The organism is Enterobacter cloacae complex sp. EB5 (genome assembly GCF_031432835.1).
GTDB classification, from domain to species: domain Bacteria; phylum Pseudomonadota; class Gammaproteobacteria; order Enterobacterales; family Enterobacteriaceae; genus Enterobacter; species Enterobacter hormaechei_C.
Window position 1 is genome coordinate 351951 of record NZ_CP133860.1, and the last position, 16306, is coordinate 368256.

A 16306-nucleotide genomic window follows, 5' to 3' on the forward strand; every position below is an offset into this window, starting at 1 on the left:
TTCCATTAAAAATCATACAGTAACCACGATATTTCTTACTAACGGATCCGTTAGCAGGAAAATAGGCAACTTATTGCCGTTGGGCAAGATGATTTTTTCAGGTTCACCAGGAATGGATGAAATTTGCGAGTCGCGTTCCGAAAATGAGGTTGATCTTTATGCATACAGGGGTTACTGTATATCCATACAGTAACTACAGGGCTGGAATGAATATGTACACTTCAGGCTATGCAAATCACTTAACACCTTCTCCTTCTGCCGCAGGCAATGCTGCGCAGAATTCTATCGGGCGTGAATCGACAGGGCTTATCACTGAAGTGGTTTACCGTGAAGACCAGCCGCTGTTAACACAACTCTTACTCCTGCCGCTTTTGCAGCAGCTCGGGCAACAGTCTCGCTGGCAGCTCTGGCTGACGCCACAGCAAAAATTAAGTCGTGAATGGGTTCAGTCGGCTGGCCTGCCGTTAGCGAAGGTGATGCAGATTAATCAACTCTCCCCATGCGATACGGTCGAGTCGATGGTCCGGGCATTACGTACCGGGAACTATAGCGTCGTGATTGGGTGGTTGCCTGAGGATCTGTCGCAAGAGGAACATTTGCGTCTGACTGAAGCGGCTGAAGAAGGTAACGCGATGGGTTTCATCATGCGGCCGGTTCGTGGAGATTCCTATCGCAGAGGACAACATCCCGGGCTAAAAATTCACTCAAATGTGTACCATTGAGTCATTTTAAGAGTTTTCCTGGAATTTTTTTCGACCGCAGTATGCAAAAAAAGTTCAACGCGCCAAAACTGCGGCAAGGCTTGTCTGACGCGGTTCTCGTTAATTTTACTGCACAAAATTCGTTCAAAAATTGTTAAATATTAGGTATACGGAACTTTTTTTTTCATATGCCTGACGGACTTCACACTTGTAAGTTTTCAGCTACGTTGTAGACTTTACATCGCTAGGGGTGCTCGGCCTAAGCCGAAGATATCGGTAGGTTTATATTTGACCACGCCCCCCGGTGAAGGATTTAACCGTGATTCCTCCGATGGAGATATTCATGGCAAATTTTGGATGATAACGAGGCGCAAAAAATGAAAAAGACAGCTATCGCGATTGCAGTGGCACTGGCTGGCTTCGCTACCGTAGCGCAGGCCGCTCCGAAAGATAATACCTGGTATGCAGGTGGTAAACTGGGCTGGTCTCAGTTCCATGACACCGGTTGGTACAACAGCAGCCTGAACAACGATGGCCCTACTCACGAGAGCCAGCTGGGTGCAGGTGCGTTCGGTGGCTATCAGGTTAACCCGTATGTTGGCTTTGAAATGGGTTACGACTGGTTAGGTCGTATGCCTTACAAAGGCGACAACGTAAATGGCGCTTTCAAAGCTCAAGGCGTACAGCTGACCGCTAAACTGGGTTACCCAGTGACTGACGATCTGGACGTGTACACCCGTCTGGGCGGCATGGTATGGCGTGCAGACTCCAGCAACAGCATCGCTGGTGACGACCACGACACTGGTGTTTCCCCAGTATTCGCTGGTGGCGTTGAGTGGGCAATGACCCGTGACATCGCTACCCGTCTGGAATACCAGTGGGTTAACAACATCGGTGACGGTGCTACCGTTGGCGTTCGTCCAGACAACGGCATGCTGAGCGTTGGTGTTTCTTACCGTTTCGGTCAGCAGGAAGATGCGCCAGTCGTAGCTCCAGCTCCGGCTCCAGCTCCAGAAGTACAGACCAAGCACTTCACTCTGAAGTCTGACGTTCTGTTCAACTTCAACAAAGCTACCCTGAAACCAGAAGGTCAGCAGGCACTGGATCAGCTGTACACCCAGCTGAGCAACCTGGATCCTAAAGACGGTTCTGTAGTGGTTCTGGGCTTCACCGACCGTATCGGTTCTGACGCTTACAACCAGGGTCTGTCTGAGAAACGTGCTCAGTCTGTAGTTGATTACCTGGTATCTAAAGGTATCCCAGCTAACAAGATCTCCCCACGTGGTATGGGCGAATCTAACCCAGTTACCGGTTCTACCTGTGACAACGTGAAACCACGCGCTGCACTGATCGACTGCCTGGCACCAGATCGTCGCGTAGAGATCGAAGTTAAAGGTATCAAAGACGTTGTAACTCAGCCTGCGGCATAAGTTATCGTCTTATAAAAAAACCCCGCCATGCGGGGTTTTTTATTATCTGAAGAAAAGTAAAAAGCTTATTTTTTACCTAACAGTGCCTGTAGATCGTTCTTCAGCGTCGACATCTGGCTGGCATACTTCTCTTTGTGCTCAGCATCTTCAATCAGCTGCACCACCGTTTCCGACAGGGTTTTCCCGCGCCGTTGCGCAAGCCCGGCCAGACGCTGCCAGACCATAAACTCGAGGTCGATGGATTTCTTACGGGTGTGCTGATGCTCGGCATTGAAATGCCGTTTACGACGAGCACGGATAGTTTGCTTCATCCGGTTTAACAGGGCCGGATTAATGTGCTTCTCAATCCAGCCGTTGACCAGTACCGGTTCGTTTTCGAGGGTCAGCAACATATCCACAGCTTCTTGTGCCGCGCTGGCTTCGATGTAGCAGGTGATCAGCTCCCCTTCACGGTGCTTTTTGACCAGGTACTTCCATTTCCAGCCGCTTTCGAGGTTTTCCAGTTGTTGATATTTCATTGCGATCTCAGTGTTACCGTGTAACTCTGTTCAGAATATCAGTTTTTTGGCAATCTGCTGAAAAGAAATCATATCCTGTGAAACGCCGCAGGCGATCCGCATGACGAAAACCCGAATCCTGATTGGGCAGAGTGCGCCGCTTACGGTATACTCCACGGTTTTACTTCTGACTAAAAAACATCAACTTTGACCATTACGAAACTTGCATGGCGTGACCTGGTTCCGGATACCGAGAGCTATCAGGAGCTGTTTGCACAGCCAGACCTCACAAAAGAACACGAATTCATACTTAGCGATACACAACCGCGTTTGCATTACGCGCTGGAGCAGATGTCATCCCCATGGGCTACATCTCCTTTCATGCTGCTCAAAGCCCCGGAAGAAGCCGAGTATCTGACGCTTCTCGGTGATGCCATGCGCCAGTTGCAGCCAAAAACGAATGCCGTTTTTGGTGGTCAGTATCATATTGCCGGACGTGACGTGACGTACGAACCTGCCACGCAGGCAGACGGACAGTTCGCTGCAAAAGGCGAGGTGATTACCGCCAACTGGGTGGAAGCAGAACAGCTGTTCGGCTGCCTTCGTCAGTTCAATGGCGAGGTGTCACTGCAACCCGGTCTGGTACACCGCGCGAACGGCGGCGTGTTGCTCATCTCCCTTCGCACCCTGCTTGCACAGCCTCTGCTGTGGATGCGCCTGAAAACGGTGGTGACGCAGCAACGTTTCGACTGGGTAGGCTACGACGATTCACGTCCGCTGCCTGTTTCCATTCCGTCTATGCCGCTGTCGCTGACCGTCGTGCTGACGGGTGACCGTGAATCTCTGGCTGATTTCCAGGAAATGGAGCCAGAACTCGCGGAGCAGGCGGTTTACAGCGAATTTGAAGACAATATTCAGATCGCCGATGCCGATGACATGGCGCAGTGGTGTCAGTGGGTTATGGCCGTGGCGGAACGTTTCGCGCTGCCCTCGCCTGCCGAGGATGCGTGGCCGGGCTTAATCCGCGAGGCCGTACGCTACACTGGCGATCAGGAAACCCTGCCGCTCTGCCCGCTCTGGATCGGTAAACAGCTGCGTGAAGTGGACGTTATCAGCGGCAACGGTCCGTTTACCGGCGAGCAGCTTAGTCAGATGCTGGCCCAGCGTGAATGGCGTGAAGGTTATCTTGCTGACCGTATGCAGGATGAAATTCTGCTGGAACAGATTCTGGTGGAGACCGAAGGCGAACGTATCGGGCAAATCAACGCCTTGTCCGTCATCGAGTTCCCCGGACACCCGCGCGCCTTTGGCGAACCTTCCCGTATCAGCTGTGTCGTGCACATTGGTGACGGCGAATTTACCGATATCGAACGCAAGGCCGAACTGGGCGGAAACATTCATGCCAAAGGCATGATGATCATGCAGGCATTCCTGATGTCTGAACTTCAGCTTGAGCAGCAGATCCCCTTCTCTGCCTCGTTGACCTTTGAACAGTCCTACAGTGAAGTCGACGGCGATAGCGCCTCGATGGCGGAACTGTGCGCCGTGATCAGCGCGCTTGCAGACGTACCGATTAATCAGAATATTGCGATTACCGGTTCCGTGGATCAGTTTGGTCGTGCCCAACCGGTGGGTGGACTGAATGAGAAAATCGAAGGCTTCTTCGCTATCTGCCAGCAGCGCGGTTTAAACGGCAAACAGGGCGTGATTATTCCGGCGCCTAACGCTCGCCATTTGAGCCTGAGCCAGGCGATTCTGGATGCGGTCGAGCAGGAACAATTCGCCATCTGGGCCATCGAAGGGGTTGAGGATGCACTACCCTTACTGACAAACCTGGTCTGGGACGGCGAAGGTCAGACAACCCTGATGCAGACCATTCAGGAACGTATAGCTCAGGCGACACAGCAGGATGCTCGTCATCGTTATCCGTGGCCGTTACGCTGGTTAAGTTGGTTTAGTGCGAACTGATCGGACTTGTTCAGCGTACACGTGTTAGCTATCCTGCGTCCTTCACTAAAATAAGGCTTACTGAGAACATGGTAGATAAACGCGAATCCTATACTAAAGAAGACCTTCTTGCCTCTGGTCGCGGTGAACTGTTTGGCGCGAAAGGCCCGCAGTTACCGGCCCCAAATATGCTGATGATGGACCGTGTCGTGAAAATGACCGAAACCGGCGGCAACTTTGATAAGGGTTACGTAGAAGCAGAACTCGATATCAACCCGGACCTGTGGTTCTTCGGTTGCCACTTTATTGGCGATCCGGTAATGCCTGGCTGCCTGGGCCTCGATGCCATGTGGCAGCTGGTTGGCTTCTATCTGGGCTGGCTTGGCGGTGAAGGCAAAGGCCGTGCGCTGGGCGTAGGCGAAGTGAAATTCACCGGTCAGGTTCTGCCTACCGCGAAGAAAGTCACCTACCGTATCCATTTCAAACGCATCGTTAACCGCCGCCTGATTATGGGCCTGGCGGACGGTGAAGTGCTGGTAGATGGTCGTCTTATTTATACCGCGAACGACCTGAAAGTGGGTCTGTTCCAGGATACCTCCGCTTTCTGATAACGGCTTTTAGCCCCTTCCAGAAAGGCGAAACCTCCGCATTGCGGAGGTTTCTTTTTAAAGAGACGGTATCAAGCAAGTACTGCCCTGTCTCCGATGGCTTCTCGCCAGCCCCCTAGCCATTGGGACCTTTGATTCAGGGCCTGATAGGGACACATTTCTTTTGAACGTCCGGCGATGCCAGCCTGATAACCACGTTGATGAGCCCTTTCCAGGCGATCTCGTTTCTGTCTCTTCATGCCTCGTTTCCCTCATTCTTTTGTCTGGTGGAAAGAAAACAGTGGTTGCAATATGTGCAAGCACAGTTAACGAATACCCCGAATCGGCGTCAGCGTCAACGTTCAAAATTCATACGGGTGTCATATTTGTGAGCTACATGGAAGATCGTTTGTACAAAAAATGTGACGTGGGACAAGTAACAACCTGAACGCAAAACGAAAAAAAAGCCGCAATCAGCAAGAAGCTGAGTGCGGCTTTCGTCGATGAATTTTACTTATGGCAGCCGGGAAATCTCTCTTGCAATAACAGCCGACTCCTGTGCCCACCCCTGCGCGAGCACTTTCACCATTTCGTCATAGCCATCTTTCTGCTGCTTCAGTTCCAGATGGAAAGGACGCTTAATCAGCTGGCCCTGATGATTCAGCAGCCACTCCCCGCTGATAACAACGGCACCATCATAGCGGCCATGGAAACCCGTCACGTTAACATTCAGGGTGTCCTGATCGCTTCCCAGAGGCTGCGAGGCGACGACCCAACCAGGGAGCTGGCTGCTCAGATTCGCCACCAGCGTATTGCGTAGCTGCTGATCCAGCGGGCTGGCCCACAGGTTATTGTTAGCGATAACGTACTGCACATCGCTGGTCTGGTAGACCACCCCATTGCCCGCCAGATAATCTGGCACGGCAACCTGTTCAACCCACAGCAGACGGCTGCCCTGCGAGGCGCTGCTCTGCGCACCGGACTGGGCGCTTAACGGCAGCTGGTAGTAGCTTTTGTTATCGCTTCCAGAGCTACAGGCCGTTAATACCACTGCACCTGCGATGATTAGCCATTTTTTCATTGTTTCGCCCTCTTAGGCTCAGGATCCTTTTTGTCTTTCGCTTCAAACACCAGTGCGTTGCTCTTTTCATTGAGCGTTTTCAGAACGGGCTGTAGCTCGCGTAAAACCTGATCAAGACGTTGCATATCCGCCACCATCTTGTTGTAGGCCGCTGAGCCCGGCTGGAAGCCCTGCATACTGCGATTCAGTTCGCGCAACGTTTTCTGCATATCCTGCGGCAGCTGCTGCATGGACTGGTTAGCGGTGATCTTGTTGATATTATCCAGCGTGGTTTGCAGACGTTGCATCGTCGCCTGGCTCTGATGCAGTGATCCCGTCGCAGCCTCAAGCATTGGATTTAGCGGCAGATTGTTGATTTTATCCAGCGTTTCCATCAGGCGCTGTTGGATCTGCGCCAGGCCACTGCTGACCGTAGGAATGATTTTGTAGCCGCCAAATTCACGGATACCCGTCATTGGTGGCGCTTTTGGATAGAAGTCCATATCAACATACAACGCCCCTGTGACCAGGTTGCCAGTTTTCAGCGAGCCACGCAGCCCGCGATTCAGCAGGTCGCTGATATGCTCCCCAATATCCTGGTCCTCGCCTATCTGGTTAATCAAACGCTCAGGCTCAATGCGGATCAGCACCGGAATACGATAATCATCATCAAGCATCTGCTTCAGTCCCGGAACAAAGTAAGGTACTTGTCCCACTGTCCCCAGACGAATACCGCGGAACTCAACTGGTGCCCCTGGCTGCAAGCCGCGTACGGAATCCTTAAAGAACATCAGATAGTCGATGTGATCGGTATAGAGCGCATCCTGAATACTTTTTTGATCGTCAAACAGCCTGAAGGCGGTTTTCTCCGCCACCGGTTGCCCGAGCTCCATGCCTTCCGGCACGTCAAAACTGACGCCCCCACCAAACAGCGTGGTGAGTGAACCCATCTCAACGCGCATCCCCGCAGAGGTGAGATCCACCGCGATCCCGCTGTCTTTCCAGAAGCGAACGTTGCTGGTCACCAGGCGGTCATTAGGCGCATTGATAAATAGCTGATAGCTGATGGTCCGTTTTTGCGGATCGAAGGTGCTTGTTTCAACCGAACCGACGCGATACCCACGGAACAGCACCGGATCGCCCGGCGAGAGCTGGCCCGCTTTTTTGCTGTCCAGAATAACGCGGATCCCTTTTGCATCCGGTGGCGCAAGCGGCGGTGAATCCAGCAGCTGATAGTTTGCTGGCTGGGCGCCTTTGTTGCCGGGCTGGAGTTCAATATAAGCCCCGGACAATAGCGTCCCTAAGCCGCTGATCCCTTCTCTCCCGACCTGCGGTTTCACTACCCAAAAAACAGAATCTTCATGGAGCAGTTTTTCCATGCCGGCATTCAGGCGGGCCTTGATTTCAACATGGGTTAAATCATCCGTCAGGGTCGCGCTTTCCACGACACCCACATCCACGCTGCGGCTCTTGATGGTGGTTTTTCCGCCCTCAATCCCCTCTGCATTGGTGGTAATTAGCGTCACTTCCGGTCCCTGATGGCTGTAATGATAAAACAGGATCCATGCACCGATCAGCGCGGTCACGATGGGGAAAATCCACACCGGCGACCAGTTTCTGACCTTCTGCACTTTAGCCTCTCCACTCTTATTTTCCATGCTCTTACTCTTCCTCATGGCTTGAATCGGGCTCACGATCCCACGATAAACGAGGGTCGAAGGTCATGGCCGCAAACATGGTCATAATGACGACCAACGCAAACATCAGCGCTCCCATAGCGGGATAAATACTCATCAGCCCACCCATACGCACCAGCGCTGAGAGAACCGCAATCACGAACACGTCAATCATCGACCAGCGGCCAACAAATTCCACGACCTCATAAATCAGATGCATACGCTCGCTGTCTCGCTTACCGTGCCCTTTTGCATCCCAGCAAAGCCAGGCAATGGCAATCATCTTTAAGGTCGGAACCATAATACTGGCGAGGAATATGACGCCTGCAACAGGGTATGACCCCTCGCTCCACAGCAAAATCACCCCGGCCAGTATGGTCGAGGGCATTCTGTCGCCGAGCAGATCGGTGATCATGATCGGCAAGATATTGGCGGGCAGATAGAGCATGACAGAGGTCACCAGCAGCGCCATGGTCCATTGCAGGCTATTTTTACGCCGGACGTGACCTTTTGTTTCACAGCGCGGACACACCTCAACATCCGCAGGCAGCACGGCGGTGCAGCACGAGCAGGAGCGAAGCCCCTGACGGATACCCGGTACGCCTACCTTTACCGTCTGCGACAGCCTCGGCGCCGGGGCAATATCGTCCCAGGCCCAGCGTCGGTCCACGCACTGGAACGCGCGCAGTTGCAGCACGCAGTACAGACACCACGGAATAAAGCTACTGCCAATCCCCACATCGCCGTAGGCCATCAGCTTCACGAAGCTGACCAGAATACCGGCGAGAAAAATTTCCGCCATCCCCCAGCTTTTCAGCTGGAACAGGATCCGCGCGAGTTTGATTTTAAGGACAGTGGGCATCCTGACGCGGTTGACCAGCAGCAGAATGACGACCAGGCAAAAAGCCGGGACGATCTGCACGAAAAGAAGAAAGAAGGTGCCAAGGCTGGCGTAATCTTCCGAGAACATCACGCCTGGAATTTCCAGTAAATCCACCTGGCTGGTCATCCCGCCCACTTTCATATAGATGAAAGGGAAGAGATTGGAGAGCAGTAACATGAATAAGGCTGCCAGCGCATACGCCGTAGGACGCTGCCTTGGCGCGTCCCACTCAGTCGTCAGCGTAGCGCCGCAGCGCGGGCAGGCAGCCTTATGTCCGTGACCAAGCTCTGGCAACGCCACGAGCATATCGCATTGCGAGCATAATATATGCCGATCGGCATGGTGCTGGTCACACATAGATTATCCCTGTTTATGCGCCGTTTTTCAGAGACTCAAGGTACTCCCAGCGCTCAAATGCCTCTTCCAGCGCCTGTTCAGCCTGGGAGAGTTCAGCCAATACTTTCTGAGTATAGTCGTGAGGCTGCGTAAAGAATGACGCATCAGCGACCTGAATTTGCAGTGCTTCCAGTGCAGCTTCCAGCTCTTCCAGACGCTGCGGCAGCCCCTCCAGCTCGCGCTGCAAGTTATAACTCATTTTAGCAGGAGACTTTTTGACAGTTTCTGCCTTTGCAACAACAGGTTCAGCGACATTTTTGTTCTTCGTCTGTTTTTGCGCCAGCGACTGCGATTGCTGTCCACGCGCGTCATGATAGCCGCCCACATATTGCCCGATGCGTCCTTCGCCTTCGAAGATCCAGCACTCGGTCACGGTGTTATCGACAAACTGACGATCGTGGCTGACCAGCATCACAGTGCCCTGATAACCATCAATCAACTCTTCCAGCAGTTCCAGCGTTTCGACATCCAGATCGTTAGTCGGTTCATCGAGAATCAATAAGTTACTGGGTTTCAGGAACAGACGCGCCAGCAAAAGACGGTTACGCTCTCCCCCGGACAGCGCGCGCACCGGCGTCATGGCGCGTTTCGGGTGGAACAGGAAGTCCTGAAGGTAGCCCAGCACGTGACGCGGCTTGCCGTTAACCATGACCTCCTGTTTACCCTCGGCGAGGTTATCCATCACCGTACGGTCTGGATCCAGCTCGGCGCGGTGCTGGTCGAAGTACGCCACTTCCAGTTTGGTCCCGCAGTGGATACGACCGCTGTCGGCCTGAAGCTGGCCGAGCATCAGTTTCAGCAGCGTGGTTTTACCGCACCCGTTCGGGCCGATCAGCGCAATTTTGTCGCCGCGCTGAACCTGAGCGGAGAAATCGTTCACCAGCACTTTGCCGTCAACCGAATAATTCACGTTCTCCATTTCGAAGACAATCTTGCCCGAGCGGGACGCCTCTTCCACCTGCATTTTGGCGCTACCCATGACTTCGCGGCGTTCGCTACGTTCGCGGCGCATCGCCTTCAGGGCGCGAACGCGGCCTTCGTTACGGGTACGACGCGCTTTAATGCCCTGACGGATCCAGACCTCTTCCTGCGCCAGCTTGCGGTCGAACTCGGCGTTTTGCAGCTCTTCGACGCGCAGGTTCTCTTCTTTCTCCAGCAGATAGGTATCGTAATCGCCCGGATAGGTCACCAGCTTGCCGCGATCGAGATCGACAATGCGCGTGGCCATGTTGCGGATGAACGAACGGTCGTGGGAGATGAAGATAATGGTGCCGTTAAAGGTTTTCAGGAACCCTTCCAGCCAGTCAATCGCTTCGATATCCAGGTGGTTCGTCGGTTCGTCCAGCAGCAGCACCTTAGGCCCGCTCACCAGGGCACGGCCCAGCGCCGCTTTACGCAGCCAGCCGCCGGAGAGCGCCGACAGCTCCATATCCGCTTCCAGGCCAAGCTGGGCCAGCACTTCGTTAATGCGGTTTTCCAGCTGCCACAGACCGTGGTGATCGAGCATCTCCTGCACTTTTGCCAGCTCGTTGAGATTCTTGTCGCTCGGGTCCGTCATCACCAGATGCGAAATCTCGTGGTAACGCTTGAGGTATTCCGCCTGCTCTGAAATCCCTTCGGCCACAAAATCGTACACGCTGCCGGTGACGTTACGCGGCGGATCCTGTTGCAGACGAGAGACGATCAGATCCTGCTCGTAAACAATACGGCCGTCGTCCAGCCCCTGCTCACGGTTGAGGATCTTCATCAGCGTCGATTTACCTGCTCCGTTACGGCCCACCAGACAGACGCGCTCGTTATCTTCGATATGCAGCTCTGCATTATCGAGAAGCGGTGAGTCGCTGAAAGAGAGCCACGCGCCGTGCATACTAATTAAAGACATTTATTTTTCCTTTCAGACCGCGGAGATTAGCCAGCAGTTGTGGATCTGACGGTTACGGGCAAAGTCCTGAGACAGTGTTTTTTGGCTGATTTCTTGTGCTTTCAGTCCCAGTTCGGCCAGGCCGTCGTGATCCATGCGGAATCCGCGCTTGTTATTCGAGAACATAATGGTGCCGCCTTTACGCAGCAGACGCTTCAGGTCGGTCATCAGGCGCAGGTGATCGCGTTGAACATCAAAGCTATCCTCCATACGCTTGGAGTTAGAGAAGGTCGGCGGATCGATAAAGATCAGGTCAAACTGCTCGTCGGTATCGCGCAGCCAGCCCAGCACATCGGCCTGTAACAGGCGATGCTGACGACCGGTTAAGCCGTTAAGACGCAGGTTGCGCTCTGCCCACTCCAGATAAGTCCGGGACATATCTACCGTGGTGGTGCTACGCGCGCCGCCAAGCCCCGCATGAACGCTGGCGCTGCCGGTATAGGAGAACAGGTTCAGGAAGTCTTTGCCCTTGCTCATCTGGCCCAGCATGCGGCGGGCGATGCGGTGATCGAGGAACAGGCCGGTATCAAGGTAGTCGGTCAGGTTAACCCACAGGCGCGCGTTATATTCGCCCACTTCGAGGAAGTCGCCCTTCTCGCCCATCTTCTGATACTGATTTTTGCCTTTCTGACGCTCACGGGTTTTCAGCACCAGCTTGTTTGGCGAAATGCCAAGTACGGCGATGGTGGCCGCAATCACATCCAGCATACGCTGACGCGCTTTTTGCGCATCGATGGTTTTCGGCGGGGCGTATTCCTGAACCACCACCCAGTCCGCATAACGGTCAACCGCCACGTTGTATTCCGGCAGGTCAGCGTCGTACAGGCGATAACATTCGATGCCTTCCTGCTTCGCCCACTTCTCAAATTTCTTCAGGTTTTTGCGCAGGCGGTTGGCGTAATCTTCCGCCACGCCTAACGGTTTGCTGTCCGCCGCTACCTCTGCCAGATGGTAGTTTTTCTGCACGCAGTCCAGCGGGCCGTTTTTCGCCTTGAACTGGCGATCGGCACGCAATTGCAGGCAGCTCAGCAACTCCGGCGAGGCGCTAAACAGGGAGAGGTTCCAGCCGCCGAAATGCGCTTTCATGTTGCGGCCCAGCAGGCTGTGCAGCGCAATCAGCGCCGGCTCGCTGTCCAGACGCTCACCATACGGTGGGTTGCTAATCACCGTACCGTACGGGCCTTTTGGCAGCGGGTTGGTCAGGTTCGCCACGTCTTTCACCTCGAAGGTGACCAGCTCGCCGATACCGGCACGACGGGCGTTGCTGCGCGCGCGTTCAATCACCCGTGCATCGCTGTCCGAACCGTAAAAGTGAGAGGTGTACTCCGCCAGCCCTTTACGGGCGCGGGTCTGCGCATCGTCTTTGACATCTTTCCAGATGGCCTCATCGTGCTGCGCCCAGCCTTTGAAGCCCCAGTGACCGCGGTGCAGCCCTGGCGCACGGTCGGTGGCCAGCATCGCGGCTTCAATCAGCAGCGTACCGGAACCGCACATCGGATCGAGCAGCGGCGTACCTGGCTGCCATCCGGAGCGCATCACGATAGCGGCAGCCAGCGTTTCTTTGATCGGCGCCATCCCGGTGCGATCGCGATAGCCGCGCAGATGCAGGCCTGCGCCGCTCAGATCCAGGGAAATACTGGCCGTATCGCCGTTCAGCCAGACGTTGATACGCAGATCCGGGTTTTCACGGTCAACGTTCGGACGTTCTTTATTACGACGCGTGAAGCAGTCCACAATGGCATCCTTAACGCGCAGCGCACCGTATTGGCTGTTGCGGATTTCATCGTTGACGCCGTTGAAATGCACCGCAAAGGTAGCGTCCGGGGTGAAGATCTCTGTCCAGTCGATCATCTGTACGCCGGTGTAGAGATCAAGATCGCTGTAGACCTTGCACTCTTTCATCGGCAGCATGATGCGCGACGCCAGACGGCTCCACATCAGGCTCTGGTAAATAAGCCGCGTGTCGCCCTCAAAATGGACACCACCCTGAACCACCCGGCACTCTTTCGCGCCCAGGGCTTCCAGTTCAGTTTTTAACAGCTCTTCCAGCCCACGGGCCGTACTGGCAAACAGAGAATTCATATCGTCACTTTTACTCATAGAAAATTGTCGCGCATTATAGCTAATATGGCGTGTATGTCATAAAGTTGAAGGCTTATTTTCTTTAGCGGGAGTGTGCAGTGGCGACGTTATCCAGGCTTTTTATTCATCCGGTGAAATCGATGCGCGGTATCGGCGTGACTCACGCGCTGGCCGATATGAGCGGATTCGCCTTCGATCGTATTTTTATGGTCACCGAGCCTGACGGTACGTTTATCACCGCACGTCAGTTCCCGCAGATGGTTCGCTTTACCCCTTCCCCGCTTCATGACGGGCTGCATTTGACCGCGCCAGACGGTTCAAGCGTCGTGATCCGCTTTGCTGATTTTGCGCCGGTTGATGCGCCAACGGAAGTGTGGGGCAACCATTTTACCGCGCGTATCGCGCCGGACAATATTAACCAGTGGCTGAGCGGCTTTTTCTCCCGTGACGTTCAGCTGCGCTGGGTCGGGCCTGCGCTGACCCGTCGCGTGAAGCGCCACGATGCGGTTCCCCTCTCCTTTGCGGATGGTTTTCCCTTCCTGCTGACCAGCGAGGCCTCGCTGCGTGATTTACAAAATCGTTGCAAAGCTAGCGTGCAGATGGAGCAGTTTCGCCCGAATCTGGTGGTGACCGGAGCGGATGCCTGGGATGAAGATACCTGGAAAGTGATCCGCATCGGCAGCGTTATTTTTGATGTCGTGAAGCCATGCAGCCGCTGTATTTTTACCACCGTCAGCCCGGAGAAAGGCCAGAAACACCCTTCCGGCGAACCGCTGAAAACCTTGCAGTCATTTCGTACCGCGCAGGATAACGGCGATGTCGACTTCGGCCAGAACCTGATCCCCCGCTCCAGCGGCGTGATCCGCGTGGGCGACGAGGTCGAAATTCTCACCCGCGGGCCTGCCAGGGTGTACGGCGCAGGTCAAGAAGAAGAGATGGTTGACGTTGTCACCAACGTCGCTTCCGCGGTGGATATTCACTGGGAAGGCAAAGTCATCCGAGGTAACAATCAGCAGGTGCTACTGGAACAGCTGGAGCAGGCGGGTATCCGCGTACCGTATTCCTGTCGCGCGGGGATTTGCGGATGCTGTCGCATTAAACTGGTCGATGGTGAAGTGAGTGCCCTGAAGAAATCTGCGATTGGCAGTGACGGCACGATCCTGTGCTGTAGCTGTGTACCGAAAACATCCGTGCAGCTGGAAGCTTAAACCGCCTGTTCGAGGCTGAAGGAATCGACGCGCAGCTGTGGCTTCAGCCTGTCATTCATCACTTTGATGGCATCACCTAACTGCATGACTCGCCCGGCAATGGTCACGCCGGGTTGGGCCAGCAAACAGAGCGCAGCGTTTTCACCGGGTTCAACCACCAGCAAATTCACCTCTTCTTCGGTATCGCTCAGATTGACGCTTGCCGCATCGCCGATAGCCGGGGTCCAGCTCATGCCATGCGCGAGGAAATGCCAGCTTTTCGGCATTTGCGGTTTCAGGAAACGGATCGCCACCAGCGCATTTAATACAAGTTCAGCGCGCTGTTCTTTGGAGAGATCGAACTCGCGGCATTTTTCTTCGAAAGAGAAATAGAGTGCAGCATCGTCAACGCAAAAGCCAGAGGGCGCAAACGCGTCTGGCGTTAACATTCGGCGCGCAAAACGAGAGCGAAACAACATGCCATTGGCTAAGTCAAGCATCATACGGTCATGCTCGTCACAAAAATACCAGCGCCAGTTATCGTCAGGTTTAATTCGCATGTTTCTCTCCCGTCCCCTAAACGTCCTGTACTAAAAATGTCCTGTTTGCCGCTTCGCTTATAACACTAGTAATAAAAGACTATAATGTCTAAATAAGCAACAATGACGGAATATAAAACAACCAGGGCTGGAAATAAAGCCCTGGTTGTCTGATTAAGAGAAAAGATTAGATATGCGTGACGATTTCTTTAATCAGCGGCGGTCCTTTAAAAATAAAGCCGGAATAAATTTGCACCAGCGATGCGCCTGCCGCCATCTTCTCACGTGCAGCGATGACGGAGTCAATGCCACCCACGCCAATAATCGGCAGCTGGCCTTTTAATTCCGCGGAGAGTGCGCGAATAATTTCGGTGCTTTTTAATTGTACCGGACGGCCACTTAATCCCCCCGCTTCGTCACAGTTTTTCATTCCCTGAACGAGAGAGCGATCGAGTGTCGTATTGGTCGCAATCACACCATCAATATTATGGCGAACTAAACTGTCGGCAACCTGGATCAATTCTTCTGCCGAAAGATCAGGGGCGATCTTAACCGCGACCGGAACATATTTATGGTGGATCGCCTGTAGCGCCGTTTGTTTATTTTTAATGGCGCTAAGAAGATCGTCGAGCGCTTCGCCATATTGTAATGAACGCAGCCCTGGGGTGTTAGGCGAGGAGATATTCACCGCGATATAACCGGCATAGGCATAGACTTTTTCCATACAAATCAGATAGTCATCTTTACCCTGCTCGACCGGCGTGTCTTTATTTTTGCCAATATTAATACCCAGCACGCCATCAAAATGGGCTTTCTTAACGTTCTCAACCAGATGATCGACGCCAAGGTTATTAAAGCCCATGCGGTTGATCAGCCCCTCGGCTTCAACCAGGCGAAACAGACGTGGCTTGTCATTTCCCGGCTGCGGACGCGGCGTCACCGTCCCGATTTCAATCGAGCCAAAGCCCATCGCACCGAGTGCATCGATGCATTCGCCATTTTTGTCCAGACCGGCCGCCAGGCCCAGTGGATTTTTGAAAGTCAGGCCCATGCACTGAACTGGTTTTTCCGGCACGTTTTGACGCACCAGCGCGGCCAGAGGCGTTCCTGTAATACGGCGTAACTGCTGAAATGTAAATTCATGAGCGCGCTCAGGATCGAGCTGGAAAAGGGCTTTACGAACGAAGGGGTAGTACATGAACTCTCCTGGATTCCCGGTGTGCAAACCGGGAGGGGATTATGTGCGATCCCGCCCGGAAAGGGAATTGACCTGTGGCAAAAAAAGCCACGTAAAACGCAATCGTTTACTTATCGGTTCGCTTCTTATGCATTTTTCTGCATTCATCCTGAGGATAAATCATTTAGTGGAATAACCACGCAATGTCACACTCCTGAAAATT

General features: G+C 53.7%; 14 protein-coding genes. 5 read left to right on the plus strand and 9 right to left on the minus strand.

Annotated elements, in window-relative coordinates:
- Window positions 1-212: 212 nt before the first annotated feature.
- Together sulA and ompA are read left to right on the plus strand one after the other, a co-directional pair.
- Window positions 213-722: an SOS-induced cell division inhibitor SulA gene (gene sulA / locus RHN82_RS01880; RefSeq protein ID WP_047051722.1), complete on the plus strand. Its 510-nt coding sequence runs from the start codon at window positions 213-215 to the stop codon at window positions 720-722.
- Window positions 723-1078: 356 nt separating this feature from the next.
- Window positions 1079-2131 carry a porin OmpA gene (ompA, locus tag RHN82_RS01885; RefSeq protein ID WP_017694761.1) on the plus strand — a complete coding sequence of 351 codons (1053 nt, stop codon included), beginning with the start codon at window positions 1079-1081 and terminating at the stop codon, window positions 2129-2131.
- 65 nt (window positions 2132-2196) lie between these two features.
- Here ompA and matP read toward each other — a convergent pair whose 3' ends face one another.
- Window positions 2197-2649, minus strand: coding sequence for a macrodomain Ter protein MatP (gene matP, locus RHN82_RS01890; protein WP_003858158.1), 453 nt, complete (start codon window positions 2647-2649; stop codon window positions 2197-2199).
- A 186-nt stretch (window positions 2650-2835) separates the two neighbouring features.
- Between matP and RHN82_RS01895 the strand changes: the two genes are divergently transcribed.
- Both RHN82_RS01895 and fabA read left to right on the plus strand, forming a co-directional pair.
- On the plus strand, window positions 2836-4596 hold the full coding sequence (locus tag RHN82_RS01895; protein WP_047051699.1) for a Lon protease family protein: 1761 nt from the start codon (window positions 2836-2838) through the stop codon (window positions 4594-4596).
- Between the two features lie 68 nt (window positions 4597-4664).
- The gene (fabA, locus tag RHN82_RS01900; RefSeq protein ID WP_000227926.1) at window positions 4665-5183 is read left to right on the plus strand and encodes a bifunctional 3-hydroxydecanoyl-ACP dehydratase/trans-2-decenoyl-ACP isomerase; all 519 of its coding nucleotides are present in this window, start codon (window positions 4665-4667) and stop codon (window positions 5181-5183) included.
- 71 nt (window positions 5184-5254) lie between these two features.
- Here the strand turns inward: fabA and rmf are convergent, their stop codons facing one another.
- The 6 genes from rmf to rlmKL all read right to left on the minus strand — a co-directional run bounded on the left by rmf (window position 5255) and on the right by rlmKL (window position 13180).
- Window positions 5255-5422: a ribosome modulation factor gene (rmf, locus tag RHN82_RS01905; protein WP_003858162.1), complete on the minus strand. Its 168-nt coding sequence runs from the start codon at window positions 5420-5422 to the stop codon at window positions 5255-5257.
- A 254-nt stretch (window positions 5423-5676) separates the two neighbouring features.
- Window positions 5677-6243 carry a membrane integrity-associated transporter subunit PqiC gene (pqiC, locus tag RHN82_RS01910; protein WP_047051700.1) on the minus strand — a complete coding sequence of 189 codons (567 nt, stop codon included), beginning with the start codon at window positions 6241-6243 and terminating at the stop codon, window positions 5677-5679.
- Window positions 6240-7880 (minus strand): intermembrane transport protein PqiB, encoded by a 1641-nt coding sequence (pqiB, locus tag RHN82_RS01915; protein WP_032647911.1) that lies wholly within the window; start codon window positions 7878-7880, stop codon window positions 6240-6242. Before pqiB ends, pqiC begins: the two co-directional genes overlap by 4 nt.
- Window positions 7881-7884: 4 nt before the next feature.
- Window positions 7885-9138 carry a membrane integrity-associated transporter subunit PqiA gene (pqiA, locus tag RHN82_RS01920; RefSeq protein ID WP_047051701.1) on the minus strand — a complete coding sequence of 418 codons (1254 nt, stop codon included), beginning with the start codon at window positions 9136-9138 and terminating at the stop codon, window positions 7885-7887.
- 13 nt (window positions 9139-9151) lie between these two features.
- Window positions 9152-11059: an ABC transporter ATP-binding protein gene (locus tag RHN82_RS01925; protein WP_047051702.1), complete on the minus strand. Its 1908-nt coding sequence runs from the start codon at window positions 11057-11059 to the stop codon at window positions 9152-9154.
- Between the two features lie 12 nt (window positions 11060-11071).
- Window positions 11072-13180, minus strand: coding sequence for a bifunctional 23S rRNA (guanine(2069)-N(7))-methyltransferase RlmK/23S rRNA (guanine(2445)-N(2))-methyltransferase RlmL (rlmKL, locus tag RHN82_RS01930; RefSeq protein ID WP_047051723.1), 2109 nt, complete (start codon window positions 13178-13180; stop codon window positions 11072-11074).
- Window positions 13181-13278: 98 nt separating this feature from the next.
- On the opposite strand from rlmKL, the gene RHN82_RS01935 reads away from it, so the two are divergent.
- Entirely contained in the window at window positions 13279-14388 is a 1110-nt protein-coding gene (locus RHN82_RS01935) for a YcbX family protein (protein WP_047051703.1), read from the plus strand.
- On the opposite strand, the gene zapC is transcribed toward RHN82_RS01935, so the two are convergent.
- Together zapC and pyrD are read right to left on the minus strand one after the other, a co-directional pair.
- The gene (gene zapC, locus RHN82_RS01940) at window positions 14385-14927 is read right to left on the minus strand and encodes a cell division protein ZapC (protein WP_006809355.1); all 543 of its coding nucleotides are present in this window, start codon (window positions 14925-14927) and stop codon (window positions 14385-14387) included. The two genes, RHN82_RS01935 and zapC, sit on opposite strands and share 4 nt — an antisense overlap.
- A 166-nt stretch (window positions 14928-15093) precedes the next feature.
- On the minus strand, window positions 15094-16104 hold the full coding sequence (gene pyrD / locus RHN82_RS01945; protein ID WP_015570907.1) for a quinone-dependent dihydroorotate dehydrogenase: 1011 nt from the start codon (window positions 16102-16104) through the stop codon (window positions 15094-15096).
- Window positions 16105-16306: the final 202 nt, after the last annotated feature.

Excerpts from the sequence above, each read along its gene's own strand:
- sulA (WP_047051722.1), top strand. The coding sequence starts at position 213 with ATGTACACTTCAGGCTATGCAAATCACTTAACACCTTCTCCTTCTGCC.
- ompA (WP_017694761.1), top strand. The coding sequence starts at position 1,079 with ATGAAAAAGACAGCTATCGCGATTGCAGTGGCACTGGCTGGCTTCGCT.
- matP (WP_003858158.1), bottom strand. The coding sequence starts at position 2,649 with ATGAAATATCAACAACTGGAAAACCTCGAAAGCGGCTGGAAATGGAAG.
- fabA (WP_000227926.1), top strand. The coding sequence starts at position 4,665 with ATGGTAGATAAACGCGAATCCTATACTAAAGAAGACCTTCTTGCCTCT.
- rmf (WP_003858162.1), bottom strand. The coding sequence starts at position 5,422 with ATGAAGAGACAGAAACGAGATCGCCTGGAAAGGGCTCATCAACGTGGT.
- pqiC (WP_047051700.1), bottom strand. The coding sequence starts at position 6,243 with ATGAAAAAATGGCTAATCATCGCAGGTGCAGTGGTATTAACGGCCTGT.
- pqiB (WP_032647911.1), bottom strand. The coding sequence starts at position 7,880 with ATGGAAAATAAGAGTGGAGAGGCTAAAGTGCAGAAGGTCAGAAACTGG.
- pqiA (WP_047051701.1), bottom strand. The coding sequence starts at position 9,138 with ATGTGTGACCAGCACCATGCCGATCGGCATATATTATGCTCGCAATGC.
- RHN82_RS01925 (WP_047051702.1), bottom strand. The coding sequence starts at position 11,059 with ATGTCTTTAATTAGTATGCACGGCGCGTGGCTCTCTTTCAGCGACTCA.
- rlmKL (WP_047051723.1), bottom strand. The coding sequence starts at position 13,180 with ATGAATTCTCTGTTTGCCAGTACGGCCCGTGGGCTGGAAGAGCTGTTA.
- zapC (WP_006809355.1), bottom strand. The coding sequence starts at position 14,927 with ATGCGAATTAAACCTGACGATAACTGGCGCTGGTATTTTTGTGACGAG.
- pyrD (WP_015570907.1), bottom strand. The coding sequence starts at position 16,104 with ATGTACTACCCCTTCGTTCGTAAAGCCCTTTTCCAGCTCGATCCTGAG.